Origin of the sequence: Allofournierella sp. CML151 (genome assembly GCF_027853465.1) — a bacterium.
Classification (GTDB): Bacteria; Bacillota; Clostridia; order Oscillospirales; family Ruminococcaceae; genus Allofournierella.
The window spans coordinates 128,933-150,988 of record NZ_JAPNNW010000004.1 but is presented as its reverse complement, the minus strand read 5'-3'; the positions used below and the strand labels follow the sequence as shown (position 1 = coordinate 150,988).

Annotated in this window: 17 protein-coding genes; 16 read left to right on the top strand and 1 reads right to left on the bottom strand. The window is 58.3% G+C overall.

Annotation, left to right across the window (positions count from 1 at the left end):
• Positions 1 to 32 precede the first annotated feature (32 nt).
• The 10 genes from PH256_RS04725 (at position 33) to PH256_RS04680 (ending at position 12,657) form a co-directional block, all read left to right on the top strand.
• On the top strand, positions 33 to 929 hold the full coding sequence (locus PH256_RS04725) for a response regulator (protein ID WP_270913190.1): 897 nt from the start codon (positions 33 to 35) through the stop codon (positions 927 to 929).
• A complete protein-coding gene (locus PH256_RS04720) occupies positions 898 to 1,779 on the top strand; it encodes a sensor histidine kinase (RefSeq protein ID WP_270913189.1) in 882 nt (293 codons plus the stop codon). The genes PH256_RS04725 and PH256_RS04720 overlap by 32 nt, the downstream gene beginning before the upstream one ends.
• 116 nt (positions 1,780 to 1,895) lie before the next feature.
• The gene (pyrH, locus tag PH256_RS04715) at positions 1,896 to 2,606 is read left to right on the top strand and encodes a UMP kinase (RefSeq protein ID WP_270913188.1); all 711 of its coding nucleotides are present in this window, start codon (positions 1,896 to 1,898) and stop codon (positions 2,604 to 2,606) included.
• Between the two features lie 107 nt (positions 2,607 to 2,713).
• Positions 2,714 to 3,268 (top strand): ribosome recycling factor, encoded by a 555-nt coding sequence (gene frr / locus PH256_RS04710; protein WP_058962921.1) that lies wholly within the window; start codon positions 2,714 to 2,716, stop codon positions 3,266 to 3,268.
• A 78-nt stretch (positions 3,269 to 3,346) separates the two neighbouring features.
• The gene (gene uppS / locus PH256_RS04705; protein WP_087183963.1) at positions 3,347 to 4,060 is read left to right on the top strand and encodes a polyprenyl diphosphate synthase; all 714 of its coding nucleotides are present in this window, start codon (positions 3,347 to 3,349) and stop codon (positions 4,058 to 4,060) included.
• A 29-nt stretch (positions 4,061 to 4,089) separates the two neighbouring features.
• Complete coding sequence (locus tag PH256_RS04700; protein ID WP_270913187.1) at positions 4,090 to 4,965, top strand: phosphatidate cytidylyltransferase; 876 nt, start codon at positions 4,090 to 4,092, stop codon at positions 4,963 to 4,965.
• A gap of 13 nt (positions 4,966 to 4,978) precedes the next feature.
• Positions 4,979 to 6,130 (top strand): 1-deoxy-D-xylulose-5-phosphate reductoisomerase, encoded by a 1,152-nt coding sequence (dxr, locus tag PH256_RS04695; protein WP_270913186.1) that lies wholly within the window; start codon positions 4,979 to 4,981, stop codon positions 6,128 to 6,130.
• Between the two features lie 23 nt (positions 6,131 to 6,153).
• Positions 6,154 to 7,233 (top strand): RIP metalloprotease RseP, encoded by a 1,080-nt coding sequence (gene rseP / locus PH256_RS04690; RefSeq protein WP_270913185.1) that lies wholly within the window; start codon positions 6,154 to 6,156, stop codon positions 7,231 to 7,233.
• A 20-nt stretch (positions 7,234 to 7,253) separates the two neighbouring features.
• Positions 7,254 to 8,297, top strand: a complete 1,044-nt coding sequence (gene ispG / locus PH256_RS04685) for a flavodoxin-dependent (E)-4-hydroxy-3-methylbut-2-enyl-diphosphate synthase (RefSeq protein ID WP_270913184.1) — start codon at positions 7,254 to 7,256, stop codon at positions 8,295 to 8,297.
• A 73-nt stretch (positions 8,298 to 8,370) separates the two neighbouring features.
• Complete coding sequence (locus PH256_RS04680) at positions 8,371 to 12,657, top strand: PolC-type DNA polymerase III (protein ID WP_270913183.1); 4,287 nt, start codon at positions 8,371 to 8,373, stop codon at positions 12,655 to 12,657.
• A 277-nt stretch (positions 12,658 to 12,934) separates the two neighbouring features.
• Here PH256_RS04680 and PH256_RS04675 read toward each other — a convergent pair whose 3' ends face one another.
• On the bottom strand, positions 12,935 to 13,900 hold the full coding sequence (locus tag PH256_RS04675; RefSeq protein ID WP_270913182.1) for an RluA family pseudouridine synthase: 966 nt from the start codon (positions 13,898 to 13,900) through the stop codon (positions 12,935 to 12,937).
• A 95-nt stretch (positions 13,901 to 13,995) separates the two neighbouring features.
• Between PH256_RS04675 and PH256_RS04670 the strand changes: the two genes are divergently transcribed.
• The 6 genes from PH256_RS04670 to PH256_RS04645 all read left to right on the top strand — a co-directional run bounded on the left by PH256_RS04670 (position 13,996) and on the right by PH256_RS04645 (position 22,053).
• The gene (locus PH256_RS04670) at positions 13,996 to 14,691 is read left to right on the top strand and encodes a JAB domain-containing protein (protein WP_270913181.1); all 696 of its coding nucleotides are present in this window, start codon (positions 13,996 to 13,998) and stop codon (positions 14,689 to 14,691) included.
• A 52-nt stretch (positions 14,692 to 14,743) separates the two neighbouring features.
• The gene (gene uvrB / locus PH256_RS04665; protein WP_270913180.1) at positions 14,744 to 16,759 is read left to right on the top strand and encodes an excinuclease ABC subunit UvrB; all 2,016 of its coding nucleotides are present in this window, start codon (positions 14,744 to 14,746) and stop codon (positions 16,757 to 16,759) included.
• Positions 16,760 to 16,762: 3 nt separating this feature from the next.
• Positions 16,763 to 19,603, top strand: coding sequence for an excinuclease ABC subunit UvrA (gene uvrA / locus PH256_RS04660; RefSeq protein ID WP_270913179.1), 2,841 nt, complete (start codon positions 16,763 to 16,765; stop codon positions 19,601 to 19,603).
• 19 nt (positions 19,604 to 19,622) lie between these two features.
• Positions 19,623 to 20,309: a response regulator transcription factor gene (locus PH256_RS04655; RefSeq protein WP_270913178.1), complete on the top strand. Its 687-nt coding sequence runs from the start codon at positions 19,623 to 19,625 to the stop codon at positions 20,307 to 20,309.
• Positions 20,302 to 21,249: a sensor histidine kinase gene (locus PH256_RS04650; protein WP_270913177.1), complete on the top strand. Its 948-nt coding sequence runs from the start codon at positions 20,302 to 20,304 to the stop codon at positions 21,247 to 21,249. The genes PH256_RS04655 and PH256_RS04650 overlap by 8 nt, the downstream gene beginning before the upstream one ends.
• A gap of 132 nt (positions 21,250 to 21,381) precedes the next feature.
• Entirely contained in the window at positions 21,382 to 22,053 is a 672-nt protein-coding gene (locus tag PH256_RS04645) for an ABC transporter ATP-binding protein (protein WP_087183974.1), read from the top strand.
• The last annotated feature ends 3 nt before the right edge of the window (positions 22,054 to 22,056 follow it).

The following is a 22,056-nucleotide window of genomic DNA, read 5'->3' as shown; positions in this document are numbered from 1 at the left end:
AGTAAAACGAAGAATAAAACCTGTTGCACGGTATGACATATTTCGCTACTATTATATTAGGCAATGATACGCCCAAGCGGCCGAAGGCACTGCACAGTGCTGCATTGGGCAGGAAAAAGATAAATGGTGGGAAGTTTTACGTGGAAAAAGGCAATCGAGAACAGGTGCGGGAGGCAGTGAAAAACATCGTGTTGGTTTATGCCGACCCCATTATGCTGCAAACCCTGAACTGCCTGCTGAATATGAACGGTTATCAGGTCGTGAATTCCTTTCAGACCGGGCGCAGTGCCCTGCGCTTTTTGAAAAGCGGCCCGCAGGTGGACCTTGTTCTGCTGGGTTGCTATCTGCAGGATATGGACACCGTGCGCTTTCTGCGGCAGATGGAGCAGGAATGTACCGACCAGCGCCTGCGCGTGATCCTGACCGGCCCGGCCCGCTACATCGAGCTGGTGGAACAGGGTCACTTGTCAAACTGTGTGGATTATTATATGATAGAGCCATACGATCCGGACGATCTGCTGTCTGCGCTGGCGATGTTTTCACCGGCGCGCCGTTTGCCTCAGGTCACACCGATGGATAAAATCATTCACCGGCAGCTGCGCGCGCTGGGTGTTTCCGATACGATGGAAGGATATTGGTACCTGGGTGGCTGCCTGCAGGAGTGGCTGCGACTGATCGGCTGCGGGCAGGTGCCCCAGATGAAAAGCGTACTGCCGGATGTGGCACGCTATCATGGTGTGGCGGTAAAAGCGGTGGAAAGCGGGATTCATCGGGTGATCCTGCAGCTGAAAAAAGAGGGGAAGATCCCTGCTCCCTATCAAAAAATGAAGCCGTTTCTTGGATGGCTGGCAGATCGTGTCTGGGCGGAATCCTTGCAGGAAGGTTTGAACGACGGTTATGAACAAGAGCCTGGAACAACAACTGTATGAAGAAAAGCAGAGGGGAGCGCTGTGCTCCGGCCTCTCTCACGAAATTTATCAGGCATTGTCTGCAATCCGGGCTTCCAGCGGGCTTTTGCGGCAGGCCATGGACAAGGAGTCGCCCCAGGTCTGCGGTCAGCTGGGCTGGGTGTTTGAAAACATTGATCAAAGTACCCTGCGGCTCAGCCGTGTGGCGGAAAACCTGCAGGACCTTTTGCAGGCGGAGCGGGGTACGCTGGTGCCGCGCATGGAGTCTCTGGACCTGAAAAGTCAGTACGGGGAAGCGATGGCGCTGCTGGCCAATGGCGCTAAGCTTTATGGTGTCTCTCTGGAATGGGAATGCGGCCTGGAAAAGCCGCTCTTTCTTCCGGCAGACAGCGACTGGGCCGATAAGATCCTGTTGCATCTGGTGACCAATGCGGTGCTGTGCAGCGAACGGGGTCAGGTGGTGAAGGTGTCGCTTCAGCCGGGGGAAACATCGCTGGTCCTCACGGTGGAAGATCAGGGCCCGGGCCTGCCCGACTGGGTGAAGGAGCATCTGTTCGAGGCCTTTGTGGGGCAGTATGATCCCATGGGGGAAGGCGTGGCTGCCGGTGCGGGGCTGGGCCTTTATCTGGCGCATATGTATGCAGAAGCAATGGGCTGGACGCTGGAGCTGAACAGCTCGCAGCAGGGAACAAAAGCCTGTGTTTTGATCCCGCTTGCCCAGGCAGAGACGCTGACCGGCGCAGCTGCTGAACCGGTGCTGCGAAGCGACGGGCGCGGCTGGCAGGAGTCTGTGCAGCGAAGCCGCGTTCTGGCGGAGCTGGGTGTATGGCAGGCCCGCAAGATCACGGATGAGGAACAGGAAAGCAGATAAAAGTGTTACGCCGGGGAAGGTTTTCCCCGGCATTATTTTTTGTTTATTGTTTACAAGAAATATGTTTTATTGTAAAATAGGAACAAATATAATATGGATCAGGCGGTGTATTGGTTTTGGATACAAAATACAAGCGTATTTTATTGAAGGTCAGCGGGGAGGCACTGGCGGGCAGCAAGGGCACCGGGTTCGATGAACCCACCATGGAGGCCATCTGCCGCGGCATCAAGCAGGCATATGATCTGGGCGTACAGATCGGCCTGGTTGTGGGCGGTGGTAACTTCTGGCGCGGCCGTTCCAGCGGCAGCATGGAGCGCACCTGCGCCGATAAGATCGGCATGCTCGCAACCGTGATGAATTGCCTTGCAGTGGCGGATCAGCTCCGGCAGCTGGGTGTTCCCGCGCAGGTCCAGACCTCGATCGTCATGCCTCAGGTGGCTTCTGTGTTCACCCGTGACAGCGCAGTGGAGAGCATGGAGGCCGGCAACGTGGTTCTGTTCGGCGGCGGCACCGGCAACCCGCTCTTCTCCACGGATACTGCCAGTGCGCTGCGTGCCATTGAAACGGGCTGCGACGTAATGTTCAAGGCCACCATGGTGGACGGCGTGTACGACAAGGACCCGAAAAAATATGCGGATGCCGTGAAGTACGACCAGCTTACCTTCACTGAGGTGCTGGAAAAGAACCTGGCCGTAATGGACGGTACTGCGGCCACCCTCTGCCGGGAGAACAAGCTCCCGATTCTGGTGTTCGACCTGAAGGACCCGGACAATATCGCAAGAGCGGTGCGCGGCGAAACCATCGGCACCCTGGTTGTGGAGGAGTAACAGCGTAGTTCTTGAGAGAAGCTGCGCTGAAAACCGGCCGCATATTGCCGCCGGAAAATCAAAGAGCAAAGGATTCGGCCCCGGGCCGAAGAAAAGGAGTATAACACATGAGCACTTACACCAAGCCCTATGAAGACAAGATGAACGGCGCCATTCACCACCTGGGCAAAGAGCTGGCTGCCATCCGTGCCGGCCGCGCCAATCCCGCGATTCTGGACCGTGTGGCAGTGGACTATTACGGCACTCCCACCCCCATCAATCAGGTAGCCGCGGTGGCTGTGGCGGAAGCGCGCATTCTGACCATCACTCCCTGGGATACCTCTCTGATTCACCCCATTGAGCATGCGCTGCTGGTCAGCGATATCGGCATCAATCCCACCAACGACGGCCGTGTGATCCGTCTGGTGTTCCCCGCTCCCACTGAGGAGCGCCGCCGTCAGCTCACCAAGGACGTGCAGAAGCTGGGCGAGGAGACCAAGGTTGCAGTGCGCAATGTGCGTCGTGAGGCCATGGATAAGTTCAAGACCCTGAAAAAGAACAGCGAAATTACCGAGGACGACCAGAAGAATCTGGAAGAAGAGATGCAGAAGATCACCGATAAGTTCGTCAAGCAGATCGACAAGGACTGCGAGGCCAAGAACAAGGAGATCATGGAGATCTGATCCCCGGGCAACAAATATTATGTGCCGCGTGCGAGCTTTGCGCGCGGCACCACTTTGTAACAGGAGAGATTTGCGCTTATGCCACAACCGGAAAATTTTGCAAAAGGGCTCAGCATCGGTATCATTATGGATGGGAATGGCCGTTGGGCCAAAAAGCGGGGCCTTCCCCGGACTGCCGGCCATAAAAAAGGGGCAGAGGTTTTTCAGGATATTACCCGTTACTGCAATTCCATTGGGGTGGAGTCGGTCACCTTTTACGCCTTTTCCACCGAAAACTGGAAGCGCCCCTATGAAGAGGTGGGGGCGATCATGAAGCTGTTCGGGGAATACCTTATCAAGGCCTTCGATTACGAAAAGGAAAACAATCGGGTCGTTTTTCTGGGTGATCGCAGCGCGCTGGAGCCCAAGCACCAGAAGCTGATGAACGAAATCGAGACCAAAACTGCGAACAATACCGGTATGACGCTGAATATTGCGGTGAACTATGGTGGCCGGCAGGAAATTGTGCGTGCGACACGCATCCTGGCGGAAAAGGTGAAGAACGGTGAGCTTCGGCCCGAGGAGATCACCGAAGACCTGATGAGCGCCCATATGTATACCTGTGGTCAGAAGGACCCGGATTTCATCCTGCGGCCCAGCGGAGAGAAGCGCCTGTCCAATTTCATGTTGTGGCAGGCCGCCTACTCGGAGCTGGTGGAGATGGACGTCCTTTGGCCGGACTTTACCCGCGCCGATCTTGATCTGGCAATCGAGGAGTTCAACCGGCGCAGCCGTCGCTTTGGCGGGATTTGAGCATTGCGGAAAGAAAGGAAAAGCCTGTTGTGAAAACAAGGATCATAACTGCCGCGGTGGGCCTTTGCGTGCTGGCCGTGGTCATGCTGATGTTCAACACCCTGGTGTTTGAAACCGTGGTCGCTCTGATCGCCATCATTGCCGTTCACGAAATTTACAAAGCGTTCGCATTGGGCGAAAAAGAATCACACATTTTTATCGCATTTGTCCCGTATACTTTTCTGGTAATGTTCTCCCACGTACCAGCGGTAAAGGCGTTGCTGGTTCCCGGCAGCTATCTGCTGGCGGTGTATCTGGCGGTGTGCCTGCTGTGGCACAACCAGACCCTGAGTGCCGCAAAGCTGGGGGGTATGGTGGTGTTCAGCGGGCTGATGATTGCCTGCTTTTACTCCATTGTGTTCATCAAGAACCACCTGAACAACCAGTTCGAGTCCATTTACCTGATCATGATGATTTTGTGCTTTGCCTGGGGCGGTGACAGCGCAGCCTATTTTGCCGGCCGCTACTTTGGCAAGCACAAGCTGGCCCCGGTGGTCAGCCCCCACAAGACCATTGAGGGTGCCATCGGCGGTGTGCTGGGTTCCGGCGCGCTGGGTGTGCTGTGTACCCTGGCTGCTCAGGCACTTTCGGTCCATCTGGCAGGGGGCAAGGCTTGCCTGCTGTTGGAGCGCATGTCTGCCAGCGCGGTCAGCTATATGGTGGTGTTTATCCTTGGTATGGCCTGCTCGCTGCTGGGCATTCTGGGCGATCTGTTCGCCAGTGCGGTGAAGCGCCAGTGTGCCATTAAGGACTACGGCACCATCTTCCCGGGCCATGGCGGCATCATGGACCGGTTTGACAGCGTCACCTTTATTGCGCCGGCCGCTGCTCTGCTGGTCTGGCTTACCACAACGTTTTTGAAGTAACGAGGAACAGAAAATGGCTAAAAAACTTACTTTGCTGGGCTCCACCGGTTCCATCGGTACCCAGAGCCTGGATGTGGCTCGTGCCCAGGGCTATGAGGTGTATGCTCTGGCGGCGAATTCCAATGTGGACCTGCTGCTCAAGCAGATCGAAGAGTTCCACCCGGCCTATGTGGCGGTTGCAAATCCGGATGCCTGCGACCAGCTGGCGGCCCGCCTGGGCGGTGTAGCCGGCGCACCCAAGCTTTTGCGCGGCGCGGAGGGCATTGTGGAGCTGGCTAAAATGGAAGGTCCGGATGTTGTGCTCAACGCAGTGGTGGGCATTGCAGGCCTGGGGGCAACCCTGGCTGCGCTGGAAAACGGGCATGATGTGGCCCTGGCCAACAAGGAAAGCCTGGTCACCGGCGGTCATCTGGTCACCGAAGCTGCTGCCAAGCATGGCACCAGGCTGCTCCCGGTGGACAGCGAGCACTCCGCCATCTTCCAGTGCCTGCAGGATGCCCATTCTGCCAAGACACTCACCAAGATTTTACTCACTGCCTCCGGTGGCCCCTTCTTCGGGATGAAGAAGGAAGAGCTGGCAGGCAAAACCCGGGCGGACGCCCTCAAACACCCCAACTGGAATATGGGCGCAAAGATTACCATCGACTCCGCCACCCTGATGAACAAGGGTCTGGAGCTGATCGAGGCAGTCTGGCTGTTCGGTCTGCCGCCGGAGAAGATTCAGGTTGTGGTACAGCGTCAGAGTATCATTCACTCCATGGTGCAGTTCAGCGATAACTCCATCCTGGCTCAGCTGGGCGTGCCGGATATGCGTATTCCCATTCAGTATGCGCTCACCTGGCCGGACCGGTTCCCGGGTTGTGCACCCGAGCTGGATTTCACCCAACTCAAGTCCATCACCTTCGATGTGGCGGACGAGGAGACCTTCCGCTGCCTGGCAGCCTGCAAAAAGGCCATTGCCAAGGGCGGTCTTGGTCCTTGCGCGGCCAACGGGGCCAACGAGGAGGCCGTCCGGCTGTTCCTGGAGGATAAAATCGGCTTTTTGGACATTGGCCGTCTGGTGGAGGCTGTGGTGGACAGTGATTCCTTCGGCGGAAGCTATACGCTGGCCGATGTGTATGAATGCGACCGCATGGCCCGGCAGTTTGTGCTGAGCCACATTTAAAAAGAAAGAGAGATTATTCACACATGGCAACAATCCTTACCCTCATTATATCGGTGCTGATCTTTGGCCTGGTGGTTATGATCCACGAGCTGGGGCACTTTGTCTGCGCCAAAAAGGCCGGGATTCAGGTGAATGAATTTTCCATCGGCATGGGGCCTGCTCTGTTCACCACGGTGCGGGGCGGCACCCGTTACAGCGTGCGTGCATTGCCCATCGGCGGCTATGTGAGCATGGAAGGGGAGGATGAGGAGCTGGAGGAGCCGGAGACCGGCGATGCGCTGAAGGAGCTTGACCCGGTGGAGGAGCAGCCCAAAGGCCTGCCCTTCCCCCAGGTAAAGGTCTGGAAGCGGATCATTGTGGTGGCGGCCGGTGCGGTAATGAACCTGATCCTGGGCTTTCTGGTGCTTCTGCTTATGCTGGCGTTCGGCGATCCCGGTGCCAGCAAAACGGTAGGTTTTGTGGAAGAAGGCTCTCCGGTGCAGGCTGCGGGCCTGCAGGTGGGCGACGAGATCCTGGCGGTGAACGGTCATCACTGCTTTGTAATGAACGATGTGCTGTATGAACTGCAGCGTACCCCGGATCAAAGCGCAGGCCTGACTGTGAAGCGGAATGGTGAGATCATTCAGCTGGATAACGTGGGCTTTGAGCTGGTGGAAAACGGCGATTCCGTTATCATGAACATCGGCTTCAAGGTCTACGCCCTGGAAAAGAATGTGAAAACCGTGGTGTCGCAGGCCTTCAATTACACCCTGTTCTATGCTCGGCTGGTCTTCCGTTCACTGATCGACCTGGTGGTAGGCCGGGTGAGTGTGAATGAGCTTTCCGGCCCGGTGGGCATTGCATCCGCCATCGGGCAGGCAGCGAGCATGGGCGTGGCCGAGGTGTTGTCCATGCTGGCATTGCTCACCGTAAACCTGGGTGTATTCAACCTGCTGCCGGTGCCCGCTCTGGACGGCGGCAAGCTGGTTTTCCTGGCGCTGGAGGGGATTTTCCGGCGGCCGGTGCCCAAGAAATTCGAAATTCTGGTGAATGCGGCAGGCATGTGCTTCTTGTTCGGGATTATGATTTTTGCCACATTCAACGATATCGTTCGTCTGTTTTAAAAGCAGGAGGATAATCAATCATGCGTAAGGTCAAACGTGAAGTGAAAATCGGCAACCTGGTGATCGGCGGTCACAATCCGGTGGCGGTTCAGACTATGCTGAACGTGCCCGTGGCGGATATCCCGGGCAACGTGGCCCAGGCAAAGCGGGTGGTAGAAGCCGGTTGCCAGATCCTTCGTGCCAGCGTTCCCAGCCTGGAGGACGTACGCATCGTGGAAGCGGTGAAAAACGCAGTGGATGTGCCCTTTGTGGCAGATATCCATTTCAACTACAAGATTGCGCTGGCTTGCGTGGACGCGGGCGTGGACAAGATTCGCATTAATCCCGGCAACATCGGCGCGGACGAAAATGTGCGCGCGGTGGCCCGGGCCTGCAATGCTAAGAATATCCCCATCCGCATCGGCGTGAATGCGGGCAGCCTGGAAAAGGAGATTCTGGCCAAGTATGGTGCGCCGGTGCCGGAGGCTCTGGTGGAAAGCGCTATGTATCATGTGGCCCTGCTGGAAAAGCACGATTTCAACAACATTGTAATCTCCATTAAATCCAGCAATGTGCCCACCATGATGCAGGCCTACCGTCTGCTCAGTGAGAAGTGCGATTATCCGCTGCATGTGGGTGTTACCGAGGCCGGTACCTACCGCATGGGGCTGATCAAATCCGGTATGGGTATTGGCGGCCTGCTGCTGGAGGGCATTGGTGATACCCTGCGTGTTTCCCTGACCGATGACCCGGAGAAGGAAGTGCAGGCTGGTTACGACATTCTGCGTGCTGCCGGTCATGCGGTGGGCGGCCCGGAAATCATCAGCTGCCCCACCTGCGGCCGCACCAACATTCAGGTGGCCAAGATTGCCGACGAGGTGGAGAAGCGCTTGAAGGGCTACAAAAAGCCCATCAAGGTGGCCGTGATGGGCTGTGTGGTAAACGGCCCCGGTGAGGCCCGGGAGGCGGATATCGGCATTGCCGGCGGCAAGGACGAGGCGCTGCTGTTCATCCGGGGCGAAAAGATCCGGATGCTGCGGGGCGACATTGTGGGCCAGCTGGTGGATGAGATCTATAAGCTGTGATGCATGTTGAGCCTGCGGGCGGGATTTTCCTGCCCGCAGGCCATTGCTTTGTAAGAAAAAGGAGACAACCTCATTGAAACCTTTGGTAACACAACTGTGGCCCCAGTTCACGGTGGACGAAACCTTTGCCCGTTGCTTTGCGGGGGTGCTGGTGGAACATGTGGAGATGCTGCGCCTGAGCCGGAAGATCCGAATCCACCTGCGCAGCGGTGCGCCGTTGCCGGTGAGCCTGTGTGACCGCCTGTGCACCTCGCTCAGCCCTTTGTTCGATGGCTTTCAGGTAGAGATCCAGAACAGTTTCCCCTACGAGACTATCACGCCGGAGAGTATCCAGAAGCTGATCGGTGAACTGCGGGACGAGGATTATCCGGTCAACGGCTTTCTGGACCATGCCGCTATTGATATTGAGGGCCAGACCATCCGGCTGCACATCAAGGTGGGCAAAAAGATTCTGGAGGAAATTCAATTCCCCCAGGCGCTGGCTCAGCGCATCGAGCAGCGCACCGGAACCCTGCCTCAGGTGGAGCTTGCCCAGACCGGTAAGACTGCCACAGTGGAGGAATGGGAGAAGAAGGTACTGCAGAAGGTGCCCACCGTGAAGTTCGAGGAGAAGAAGGGCCTGCCGCCCATCAAGATCCCTGGCCTGGACCTGACCGACAAGCCGGTCAAGCTGTTCCATGGCAAGAACTTCAAGCCCGGCGAGCTGACCCCGCTGAAAGATCTGGGCGGCGATGGTGGCCGCGTGATGATCTGGGGCGACGTGTTCGCGGTGGAGGTCAAGGGCAACTTCCAGAAGAGCTACATCGTTTCCATCACCGACTACACCGGCTCCATCAATCTGAAGCTCCGCAGCCGGGAAGGGGAGGACTTCAGCAAGTGGGAGGAGCTGAAAAAGGGCACTACCCTGGTGCTGAAGGGCGAATGCACCTACGATAAATATGAGCACGATTATGTGGTCTATCCCTATGATGTGCTGCAGGTGGAGCGCCGCAAGCGGGAGGATAACGCTCCCCAGAAGCGGGTAGAGCTGCACCTGCATACCAAGCTTAGCAGCATGGATGGCTTCTGTGACCCGGGCGAGATTGTGCGTACTGCTCATCGCATGGGCCATCGGGCTATCGCCATCACCGACCACGGCGTGGTACAAGGATTCCCGGAAGCGATGCTGGCAGCGGATGCCATCCGCAAGAGCGATCCGGACTTCAAGGTTATTTACGGCGTTGAGGCCTACTTTGTGGATGATATGATCCCGGTGCTGTACGGCGAGGCCACCGGTCCCATGAGCGGCAGCTTTGTGGTGTACGATACCGAGACCACCGGTCTGGACCCCAACACCGAGTTCCTTACCGAGATTGGCGCGGTGGTGGTGGAGAACGGCCAGATCACCGAGACTTTCGGTACCTTCGTGAACCCAGGCAAACCGATTCCACCCAAGATCGTGGAGCTCACCGGCATCAACGACAGTATGGTGGCGGACGCCCCCACGCCGGACGAGGCGGTGCGCATGTTTGCGGAATTTGCGAAGGGCCGGGTGCTCATTGCCCACAACGCCCACAAGTTCGACATGCGCTTTATGCACATTGCCGCAAAGCGGGCGGGTATCGAGCTGGACAACGCCTACATCGATACCCTGCCCATGGCCCAGAATCTGTATCCGGGCCTGCGTAACTATAAGCTGGATACCATCAACGACCATCTGGAGATTGAACCCTTCAACCATCACCGGGCGGTGGATGACGCTATGGCCCTGGCCAAGATCTTCTGCAAGATGCTGGAGGATCTGGCGGAAAAGAAGATCGAGCGTCTGGAGGATATCAACATTGGTCTGGGCGGTGGCAACAAAGAGGTCATCAAAAAGAAGTATTATCACCTGATCATTCTGGTGCGCAATCAGGTGGGCCTGAAAAATCTGTACAAGATCGTCAGCGAGGCCCATACCAACTACTTCTTTAAGAAACCTCGGGTGCCGCGCAGCATTCTGAACAAGTATCGGGACGGACTTTTGATTGGTTCGGCCTGTGAAGCAGGTGAGCTTTACAGAGCTGTTGTGGAGGGTCAGAGCTTTGAAAAGCTGTGTCAGATCGCGGAATATTACGATTTTCTGGAGGTCCAGCCTCTGGGGAATAACGAATACATGGTGCGCGAGCATCTGGTGGATTCCATGGACAAGATCCAGGACTTCAACCGGACGATTATCAAGCTGGGCGAGGTGCTGAACAAGCCGGTGGTGGCCACCGGCGACGTTCATTTCCAGGACCCGGAGGACTCGGTCTACCGGGCGGTGCTGCAGGCCGGCAACGGTTTCAAGGACGCAGACAATCAGGCGCCGCTGTACTACCGCACCACTGAGGATATGCTCAATCAGTTCAACTATCTGCCCAAGGAAAAGGCCTTTGAAATCGTGGTGACCAACCCCAACAAGATTGCCGACATGGTGGACGGGGGAGTGCGGGCCATTCCCAAGGGGACCTTCCCGCCTTCCATCGAGGGCGCCGAGCAGCAGCTGCGCGATGCCACCTGGAACACCGCCAAAAAGCATTACGGCGACCCCTTGCCGGAGCTGGTGCGGGCTCGTTTGCAGCGGGAACTGGATTCCATTTGCGGCCACGGCTTTGCGGTTCTGTATGTAATTGCTGTAAAGCTGGTTGCCTTTTCAAACCAAAATGGGTACCAGGTGGGCAGCCGTGGTTCAGTTGGCTCCTCTGCGGTGGCCCATTTCTCGGGAATTTCCGAGGTGAACAGCTTGCCGCCCCATTACCTGTGCCCCAACTGCCAGTACAGCGAGTTTATCACCGATGGCAGCGTGGCCGACGGCTTCGACCTGCCGGACAAAAACTGCCCCTGCTGCGGCGCGCCTCTGATCGTGGACGGCCACGACATTCCCTTCGAGACCTTCCTGGGCTTCGACGGCGACAAGGAGCCGGATATCGACCTGAACTTCTCCGGTGAGTACCAGAGCTACGTGCACCGGTACACAGAGGAGCTGTTCGGCAAGGAGTTCGTGTTCAAGGCGGGCACTGTGTCCGGTCTGCAGGATAAGACTGCCTACGGCTATGTGAAAAAATATCTGGAGGAGCGGGGCCGCATTGTGAACCGTGCGGAGGAGAACCGGCTCACCCAGGGCTGCACCGGCGTGAAGCGTACCACCGGCCAGCACCCGGGCGGCATGGTGGTCGTGCCGGATGTGCACGAGATTCAGGACTTCTGTCCCATCCAGCATCCCGCCGACGATAAGGAAAAGGGTGTGCTTACCACCCACTTCGAATTCAAATACCTCCACGATACTTTGCTGAAGCTGGACGAGCTGGGCCATGATGTGCCCACCATGTACAAGTATCTGGAGAACATGACCGGCATCCCCATGGAAAAGGTGCCCATGAACGATACCAAGGTGATCAGTCTGCTGGTATCCACAGAGGCGCTGGGTGTTACCCCGGAGCAGATCGACAGCCAGACCGGCACCTTCGGCATTCCGGAGCTGGGCACTCCCTTCGTGCGGCAGATGCTCATTGAAGCTCAGCCGAAGAACTTCAGCGACCTGATTCAGATTTCCGGCCTTTCCCACGGCACTGACGTTTGGAACGGCAACGCCCAGGACCTGATCAAGGACGGCGTGTGCACCATTTCCGACGTGATCGGCTGTCGTGACAGCATCATGACCTACCTGTTGCACAAGGGCCTGGAGCCCAAGCTGGCCTTTAACATCATGGAGCTGACCCGAAAGGGCAAGGTGGCAAAGGGCGGTTTCCCGCCGGGAGCGGAGGAGACCATGAAGGAGTGCGGTGTGCCGGACTGGTACATGGATTCCTGCCGCAAGATCAAGTACATGTTCCCCAAGGCTCACGCCGTGGCCTATCTGATTGCGGCCATCCGGCTGATGTGGTTCAAGGTGTACCATCCCCAGGCATTTTACGCCACCTACTTCACCGTCCGCGGCGACGACATCGACTATGAAGCAGCGGTGGGCGGCGTGAAAGTGGCACAGCAGCATCTGAAAGAGGTAAACGCCCGCCTGCGGGAGGAGCGGAAAGCCAAGGACGAAGATATCCAGGTTTCGCTGCAGCTGGTGAACGAGATGCTGGCTCGCGGCTATGAGTTCCTGCCCATTCAGCTGGGCAAGAGCCGGGCCACCCAGTACGTGGTGGAAGATGACAAGGTCCGTCTGCCCTTCGCCTCTCTGAAGGGTGTGGGTGAGTCCGCCGCGGTTGCGCTGGAGCGGGCCACCATTAACGGGCAGGAATACCTGTCCATCGAGGAGCTTCAGCAGGCCACCGGTGTTTCCAGCGCTGTGATGGAGAACCTGAAAAATGTGGGTGCTCTGGGCGGTCTGCCGGACACCAGCCAGGTGAGCTTCTTCTGATCATTTACTTTCCGCGATCTGCGCCTCTTTTGATGCGTGCATGCCGGGGAAGATGGTTCAAACAAAAGAGCGAAACACGTTTTACGAACGTGTTTCGCTCTTTTTCTTATGTCTTAAAGGTAAGAGAAACAACAAAAAGCCCGACACTAAATGTGACGGGCGTGAAAATCTTTTTCAAAAAGCAAATATCAAGCAGCCTTATTCTCTGCAAAACAGGGGAAAACAGTGGCCGGAACAGGCAAAATGCAAGAATATGCAGCCTGGTTGCCGAAAGAATTCACCGGGGCCCCAGCTTGGCCAGGTCGTTGAAGGTGGTCAGAATCTGAGGCTTCTCCAAACGGATCTGCTTGCCGCTCAGGTAATGCAGCGAGCTTTCCTCCGGGATCTGGCCGAAAGTCAGTTGTACTGCACACAGGGCCTGGGTCTTTAGGCCGGCCTTCTCGTTCCACTTCCGGTTGCCGTATTTGATGTCGCCCAGCACCGGTGCACCCAGAAACGCCAGATGTGCGCGAATCTGATGGGTGCGGCCGGTCACCAGCCCGATGCGACAGAGGGTGAAGGGACCGATTACCTTTTCCGGAGTCACCTCGGTGATGATCTCTTTGAAGCCCTCGGCGGCGTCGGCACGCACCTGCACCTTGTTGTTGGATTCATTGTGGCGCAGCCAGGCGGTGTGTCGGCCCTTGGGCGGCTTGCCGAAAGTGATGGTAAGGTACTCCTTGCGCACCAGATCGGTGCGGATGATCTCGTTCATGTCCCGCAGCGCGGCATAATTCTTCGCGGCCACCACCAGACCCTCGGTGCCCCGGTCCAGCCGGTTGCACAGCGCGGGGGCAAAGGTATGCTCCTGCCCGGCAATATATTCGCCTTTCTGGGTAAGATAAGCGGTGAAGGCATCCACCAGATTGGCGTCGCCGGTGCGGTCCGAGTGGCAGAGCAGGTGAGCGGGCTTGTACAGCACCGCCAGATTCTCGTCCTCGTAGACCACCTGAACCGGCGGCTGACGGCGGGCCGGTGCCTTGGGCGCAGGAGCAGCGGAAAAGAACTCGTCGTTGATATAAAGCTCCATCACATCCCCGGCATGAATGCGGTAATCCGCGTCGGCTTTTTTGCCGTTTACCTTGATGCGTTTGTTCCGAAAGCTCTTGTACAGCAAGCTGTTGGGCAGATTAACAGTAACGTTTTGCACAAAACGGGAAAGGCGTACGCCTTCCTCATTGGTGCCCGCGGTAAAGCGTTTCATTCAAAAGGTTCCTCTCTTTCCAATAACCTGTAAATAGTATATAATATAAAGGATAGCGCGTAAAGCGTAACTTTGAAGGGAACGGGGAACACGGAATGGCGCAGCAGCAGATTCACGCAAACCACCGCCAGCGGATGCGTAAGCGGTTTGAAGAGACCGGCTTCGATGGCTTTTCCGATCATGAGGTGCTGGAATACATCCTGTTTCATGCCATTCCGCGCAAGGATGTGAACCCGATTGCCCACGCGCTGATGGATCATTTCGGTGGGCTGGACCGGGTGTTGGAGGCCAGTGAGCAGGAGCTCACTCAGGTGGAGGGTGTGGGCCCTGCCACCGCCCGGCTGATCCGCCTGTTTCTGGCGGTGGACCGGCGCTACCACCAGCACAAAACCCGTCCGGTGCGCACCGTGAAAAGCCTGGAAGAAATCGGCGAACACATGGAGTCGCTGTTTTACGGTGCCCGGGTGGAGCAGGTCTACGCCATGTATCTGGACGACCGCAATCATATCCTCAAGGTGGAAAAGTGCTTTGAGGGCACGGTGAACGCCTCGTCGGTGTTTGTGAACGTACTCAGCAGCCGGATGATCACCCTGGGGGCCACCCAGCTGGTGCTGGCCCATAACCACCCCAGAGGCTTTGCACTGCCCTCCCGGGAAGATATGAATCTGACCAGCCAGATCCGCCAGAAGCTGGGGACACTGGGTCTGAAGCTGGTGGACCATGTGATCGTTGCGCCGGATGGGTATATTTCCCTGCGGCAGAGCGACCGGTTCCAGAGCCTGTTTACCTGAGGCGGCCGGCAGAAAACCCGCGGTTCTACCCGCGAACAGAAAGGATGATCGAATGGATCAGTTTAAACTTGTAGCACCCTATCAGCCAACGGGCGACCAGCCCCAGGCCATTGAAACACTGGCCCAGGGCATCCTGAACGGCGATAAGGCCCAGACCCTGCTGGGTGTGACCGGCAGCGGCAAGACTTTTACCATGGCCAACGTGATTGCCAAGGTCAACCGGCCCACACTGGTGCTGGCCCATAACAAGACCCTGGCGGCCCAGCTTTGCACCGAGTTCCGGGAGTTCTTCCCGGAGAACGCGGTGGAATATTTCGTTTCCTACTACGACTACTACCAGCCGGAGGCCTATATTCCGTCCACCGATACCTACATCGAAAAGGACAGCGCCATCAATGACGAAATCGACCGGCTGCGCCATTCCGCCACAGCGGCTTTGTCCGAGCGGCGGGATGTGATTATCGTAGCCAGTGTGTCCTGCATCTACAGCCTGGGCGACCCCATCGACTACCGGAGCATGGTGATCAGCCTGCGCCCCGGCATGCAGATGGACCGGGACGAGCTGTGCAAACGGCTGGTGAAGCTGCAATACGAGCGCAACGACATCAACTTCGTGCGCAACAAGTTCCGTGTTCGGGGCGACACCGTGGAGATCAACCTGGCCTACATGAACGACGTGGCCATCCGGGTGGAATTCTTCGGGGACGAGATCGACCGCATCAGCGAGATGAACCCCCTCACCGGCGAGCGGAAAAACGTGGTCAAACACGTGGCCATTTTCCCGGCCAGCCACTACATCGTTTCCCCGGAAAAGATGCAGGCGGGCCTTGTGAGCATCCGGGAAGAGATGGACCGGCAGGTGAAGAAGTTCACCGAGGAGGGCAAGCTGCTGGAGGCCCAGCGCATTGCCCAGCGCACCAACTACGATATGGAGATGCTCCAGGAAGTGGGCATGTGCAAGGGCATCGAGAACTATTCCGCGGTGCTTTCCGGCCGTGCGCCCGGTTCCACCCCCACCACGCTGCTGGATTACTTTCCCAAGGACTTTTTGCTGTTTGTGGACGAGAGCCATGTGATGCTGCCCCAGCTGAGGGCCATGTACGGCGGCGACTACGCCCGCAAGAAAACCCTTGTGGACTTCGGTTTCCGCCTGCCCTCCGCTTTCGATAACCGCCCCCTCAAATTCGAGGAGGTGGAAAGCAAGCTGAACCAGATCGTATTCGTGAGCGCAACGCCCGGCGAATACGAGCGGGAGCACAGCGTGCGGGTGGCCGAGCAGGTGATCCGCCCCACCGGCCTGTTGGACCCCCAGATTATTGTGAAGCCGGTGGAGGGCCAGATCGAGGATCTGCTGGGCGAGATCAACCAGCGCACCGCCCGGAACGAGCGGGTGCTGGTGACTACCCTGACCAAGAAGATGGCTGAGGACCTGACCGACTTCCTCACCGAGCACGGGGTCAAGGTCAAATATATGCACCACGAGGTGGATACCTTCGAGCGGATGGAGCTGATCAAGGACCTGCGTACTGGCACCATCGACGTGATCGTGGGCATCAACCTGCTGCGCGAGGGCCTGGACCTGCCGGAGGTATCGCTGGTGGCGATTCTGGACGCGGACAAGGAAGGCTTTTTGCGCAGCGAGACCAGTCTGGTGCAGACCATCGGCCGTGCCGCCCGAAATGCAGAAGGCATCGTAATCATGTATGCGGATGAGGTCACTCCCAGCATGGAGAAGGCCATCACCGAGACCGAGCGCCGCCGCTCTATCCAGATGGCCTACAACGAGGCCCACGGTATCACTCCGAAAACCATCGTGAAGAACATCCGTGACAGCATTGAAATCAGCGACCACAAGGAGAACGCGAAGCTTGGTACCCGCCGCATGAGCAAGGCGGAGCGGGAGCAGCTGATCACCCGCCTGACCCGCGAGATGAAGGAGGCGGCCAAGCTGCTGGAATTCGAGCACGCGGCCTTCCTGCGTGACCGCATTGAAAAGCTGCGCCGGGGCGAGAATCCGAACGACGACGCCTCCGAAGCAAAGCCGAAAAAGAGGAAAGGAAAGTTCTGAGCATTGAATAACGATAAGATCGTCATCAAGGGTGCCCGCGAGCACAACCTGAAAAATGTAAATCTGACCATCCCGCGGGACAAGCTGATCGTGATGACCGGCCTGTCCGGCAGCGGCAAGTCCAGCCTGGCCTTCGACACCATTTATGCGGATGGCCAGCGCCGATATATGGAGAGTCTTTCCAGTTACGCCCGCCAGTTCCTGGGCCAGATGGAAAAGCCGGATGTGGATGACATTCAGGGCCTTTCGCCCGCCATCTCCATCGACCAGAAAACCACCAACCGGAACCCCCGGTCCACCGTGGGTACCGTGACGGAAATTTACGACTATCTGCGCCTTTTGTACGCCCGCATCGGCGTGCCTCATTGCCCCATCTGCGGCCGGGTGATCAGCCAGCAGACGGTGGATCAGATGGTGGACGCCATTCTGGCGCTGCCCAAGGGTACCAAGTTCCAGGTGTTGGCTCCGGTGGTGCGGGGCCGCAAGGGTACCCAGCAGAAGGAGCTGGAGGCAGCCCGGCGGGGCGGCTATGCCCGCGTGCGCATCGACGGCAACCTCTATGACCTGGATGAAGAGATCAGTCTGGAAAAGAACAAAAAGCACACGGTGGAGATCGTGGTGGACCGTCTGGTCATTAACGACACCGTGCAGAGCCGTCTGGCAGACTCGCTGGAGACGGCCATCGCCCTCACCGGCGGTCTGGTGACCATCGACGTGAGCGGCGGGGAGGAGATGCAGTTCAGCCAGAGCTATGCCTGCCCGGACCACGGCATCTCCATCGACGAGTTGGAGCCCCGCATGTTCAGCTTCAACAACCCCTTTGGCGCCTGCGAACGCTGCACCGGTCTGGGTACCTTTATGCGAGTGGACCCGGAGCTGATTATCCCCAACAAGGACCTGTCCATCCGGGAGGGAGCCATCAAGGCTAGCGGCTGGTACTACGCCGAAGGCTCGATCAGCGAGATGTACTACAAGGGCCTGGGCAAAAAATACGGTTTCACGTTGGATACCCCCATCAGGGAGATGAGCGCCGAGGCGGTGAACGCCATTCTCTACGGCACCGGCGGCGAACGCATCGAGATGCACCGGGAAAACGAGTTCGGTTCCGGCCGTTACCTGAACGAATTTGAGGGCATCGTGAACAATCTGGAGCGCCGTTTCCGGGAAACCAGCAGCGAGTGGATGAAGGAAGAGATCGCCACCGTGATGAACGGGGTGGAATGCCCGGACTGCCATGGCAAGCGACTCAAGCCCACCAGCTTGGCGGTCACCGTGGGTGGGGTGAACATCAGCGACCTGTGCGAAATGAGCGTGCGCCAGGAGCTGAACTTCATCAACGACATCCAACTGACCGATCAGGAGCACCGCATCGGCGACGGCATCCTGAAAGAGGTGCGTGAGCGGCTGGGCTTCTTGCAGAGCGTGGGTCTGGATTACCTGACCCTTGCCCGGGGTGCATCCGGCCTGTCCGGCGGCGAGAGCCAGCGCATCCGTCTGGCCACCCAGATCGGCAGCGCCCTTACCGGTGTACTCTATGTGCTGGACGAGCCCAGCATCGGCCTACACCAGCGGGACAACGACAAGCTGATCGCCACCCTGAAACGGCTGCGGGATCTGGGCAACACACTGGTGGTGGTGGAGCACGACGAAGACACCATGCGCCAGGCAGACTACATCGTGGACATTGGTCCCGGCGCGGGCGTACACGGCGGCGAGGTTGTGGCCGAGGGTTCGGTGGAGGATATCTGCAAAGCCCCCCGCAGCATCACCGGCGCGTATCTGTCCGGCCGCAAACGAATCGAAGTGCCTGCTACCCGCCGCAAGGGTAACGGCAAAAAGTTGCGTATCGTGGGCGCGGCCGAGAACAATCTGAAGAATGTGAACGTGGATATCCCGTTGGGTAAGATGATCTGCGTGACCGGTGTATCCGGCAGCGGTAAGTCCAGCCTGATCAACGAGATCTTCTATAAGGCCCTGGCCATGGAGCTGAACGGCGCCAAGCGCCGCCCCGGCAAATACAAGGAGATCAAGGGCCTGGAAAACGTGGATAAGGTCATCGGCATCGACCAGGCACCCATCGGCCGCACGCCCCGTTCCAACCCGGCCACCTACACCGGCGTGTTCACCGACATCCGCAACGTGTTTGCCCAGACGCAGGATGCCAAGATGCGCGGCTACGGCCCCGGCCGGTTCAGCTTCAACGTGAAGGGCGGCCGCTGCGAAGCCTGTGAGGGCGACGGCATTGTGCAGATCGAGATGCACTTTTTGCCGGATATCTTCGTGCCCTGTGAGGTGTGTAAGGGCGCCCGCTACAACCGGGAAACCCTTGAGGTAAAATACAAGGACAAGAGCATTGCCGATGTGCTGGACATGACGGTGGAGGAGGCCTGCACCTTCTTTGCCAACATTCCCCGCATTCACCGCAAGCTGCAGACCCTGCTGGACGTGGGCCTGGGCTATATCAAGCTGGGCCAGAGCGCGACCACTCTCTCCGGCGGCGAGGCTCAGCGCGTAAAACTGGCGCTGGAGCTGGCCAAGCGGGAGACCGGCCAGACCGTATACGTGCTGGATGAGCCCAGCACCGGCCTGCATGTGGCGGACGTGCACAAGCTCATCACCGTACTGGATCGTCTGGTGGACGCGGGCAACACCGTGGTCATCATCGAGCATAATCTGGATATTATCAAGCGGGCAGATTATATCATTGATCTGGGCCCCGAGGGCGGTGACGAGGGCGGCACCATCGTGGCCACCGGCACCCCGGAAGAGGTAGCCAAGGTACCTGCCTCTTACACCGGCAAATACCTGAGCCCCATCCTGGAACGGGACCGGGTGACTGAATAAGAAAGCAAAGAGGGATTCCATGGAAACCATTCTGTTGGTGGAGGACGATGCGGCGCTGAGCGAGGGAATTGCTCTGGCATTCAGTCAGCAGCCCTATGAATTTGTTCGCTGTGCCTCGTTGGCTGAGGCCCGGCAGGCATTGCAGGTGCAGGCGTTTTCCCTGATCCTTCTGGATCTGGGCCTGCCGGACGGCAGCGGGCTGGAGCTTTGCCGCCAGCTGCGCGACCGGCGGGACCCGGTGCCGGTGCTTTTTCTCACCGCCAACGATACCGAGTACAGCGAGGTGGCGGCGCTGGAAGCAGGTGGCGACGATTATATCACCAAGCCCTTCAGTCTTGCGGTGCTGCGGGCAAGGGTCACTGCGGCGCTGCGCCGCCGCACACCCGCCGGGCTGGAGCTGGTGGAAGTCGGCCCTTTCCGGTTCGACTTCGCCCGGCTCCGGTTTGAAAGGCAGGGTGTTGAGCTGGCACTCAGCCGCACCGAACAGCGCCTGCTGCAGCTGTTGGTGAAGAACCGGGGGCAGATCGTTCCCCGGGATACCTTGCTGGATCAGGTGTGGGATGGCGGTGAATTCGTGGACGAAAACACCCTGTCGGTAGCGGTACGCCGCCTGCGCGCCAAGCTGGAAGAAGACCCGCGCCGCCCGCGTTATATCCAAACGGTCTACGGCGTGGGCTATACCTGGAAGGGGAACGCCGATGAATGACTGGTTTTTCGGCATCACTCCCGGGCAGCTGGCTCTGTTGCTGGGATTGGGCGCGCTGGTGGTCACGGCGGCAGGTGTTGGTGTTGCTGTATATGGCTGGTACACCCGGCGCACCATGCGCCGCCTGGAACAGATGCTGGAGCAGACCATTGCAGGCAGCTTTGAACAGGGCGACTACAGCGAAGCCCGGCTTTCCCGCCTGGAGGAAAAGCTGAGCCGCTTTCTGCACTCCAGCCAGCTTTCCCGCAGGGCCATCGAGGAGGACCGGGGACGCATCAAGTCCCTGATCGGCGATATCTCCCATCAGACCAAGACTCCGTTGGCGAACATTCTGCTCTATGGGCAGCTGCTGGATGAGCAGCCACTGCCCGAAGCTGCCCGCCCTATGCTGGCTCAGATCAACACCGAGGCGGAAAAGCTCCGGTTTTTAATCGAGGCGCTGGTCAAGCTGTCCCGCCTGGAAAGTGGAGTTGTTCAGCCCGTGGCCCAGGTTCAATCGCTGGAACCACTGCTGCAGGCGCTGGAATATTCCTTCCGACCCGTGGCCGAACAGAAGGGCGTTTCACTGAGGGTTGCATCTACTGGTGCCCGGGCCTGCTTTGACTGTAAGTGGACTCAGGAGGCGGTGGGCAACCTGGTGGACAACGCCATCAAGTACACCCCGGCGGGCGGGCATGTATCTGTTGCCTGTGAGCAGTATGCCATGTTCTGCCGTGTTACTGTGAGGGACGACGGTCCCGGCATTCCGGAATCGGAGCAGGCGGCGGTATTCCGGCGGTTCTACCGGGGCAGCGCCGCGCCAAAAAGCCCGGGTGTCGGAGTAGGACTGGCCCTGGCAAGGCAGATTGCCACGCTGCAGGGCGGTTACATCAAGCTGGCATCGGAGCCGGGCAAGGGCAGTGAGTTTTCGCTGTATCTGCCCCTGGAAGCGCAAATGTGACAGAACTGTTCGATTTGTCCCGCTGCCCGTAAGGCTGCGGTAAGCTTTGTTTGGTATAGTCTGTGCTGTAAAGAAAAGTGCTTCGCGCATTCTTTGCTGCACAGACTATTTTTATTGGGAGGTTTTGGGGGAATGAACGTTCTGGAAACAAGAGCGCTGAAAAAATACTACGGCGAGGGCGAGACCCAGGTGCGCGCCCTGGACGGGGTGGACCTGACCGTGGAGGAAGGGGAATTCGTGGCCATCGTGGGCACCAGCGGCAGCGGAAAATCCACCCTGCTGCACATGCTGGGCGGGCTGGATGAACCCACCAGCGGTAAGGTACTGGTGGAAGGCAAGGACATCTTCCAGCTGAAAAAGGACGCGCTCACCATCTTCCGCCGCCGCAAGATCGGCTTTGTGTTTCAAAGCTATAATCTTGTGCCGGTGCTGAACGTATACGAGAACATCGTGCTGCCCATTGAACTGGATGGCAACCGGGTGGACCGGGCCTTCGTGAGCCGGATCATCGCCACACTGGGGCTGGAAAACAAGCTGCAAAGCCTGCCCAGCCAGCTTTCCGGCGGCCAGCAGCAGCGGGTGGCCATTGCCCGGGCGCTGGCCACGAAGCCCGCCATTCTGCTGGCGGATGAGCCCACCGGCAATCTGGATTCCAAGACCAGCCAGGATGTGCTCAGTCTGCTTCGGGTGACCAGCGAGCGATTCGGGCAGACCATTGTAATGATCACCCACAACGAGGAGATTGCCCAGCTGGCGGACCGGATTGTGCGCATTGAGGATGGCCGCATCCGGGAAGGGCGGTGATGG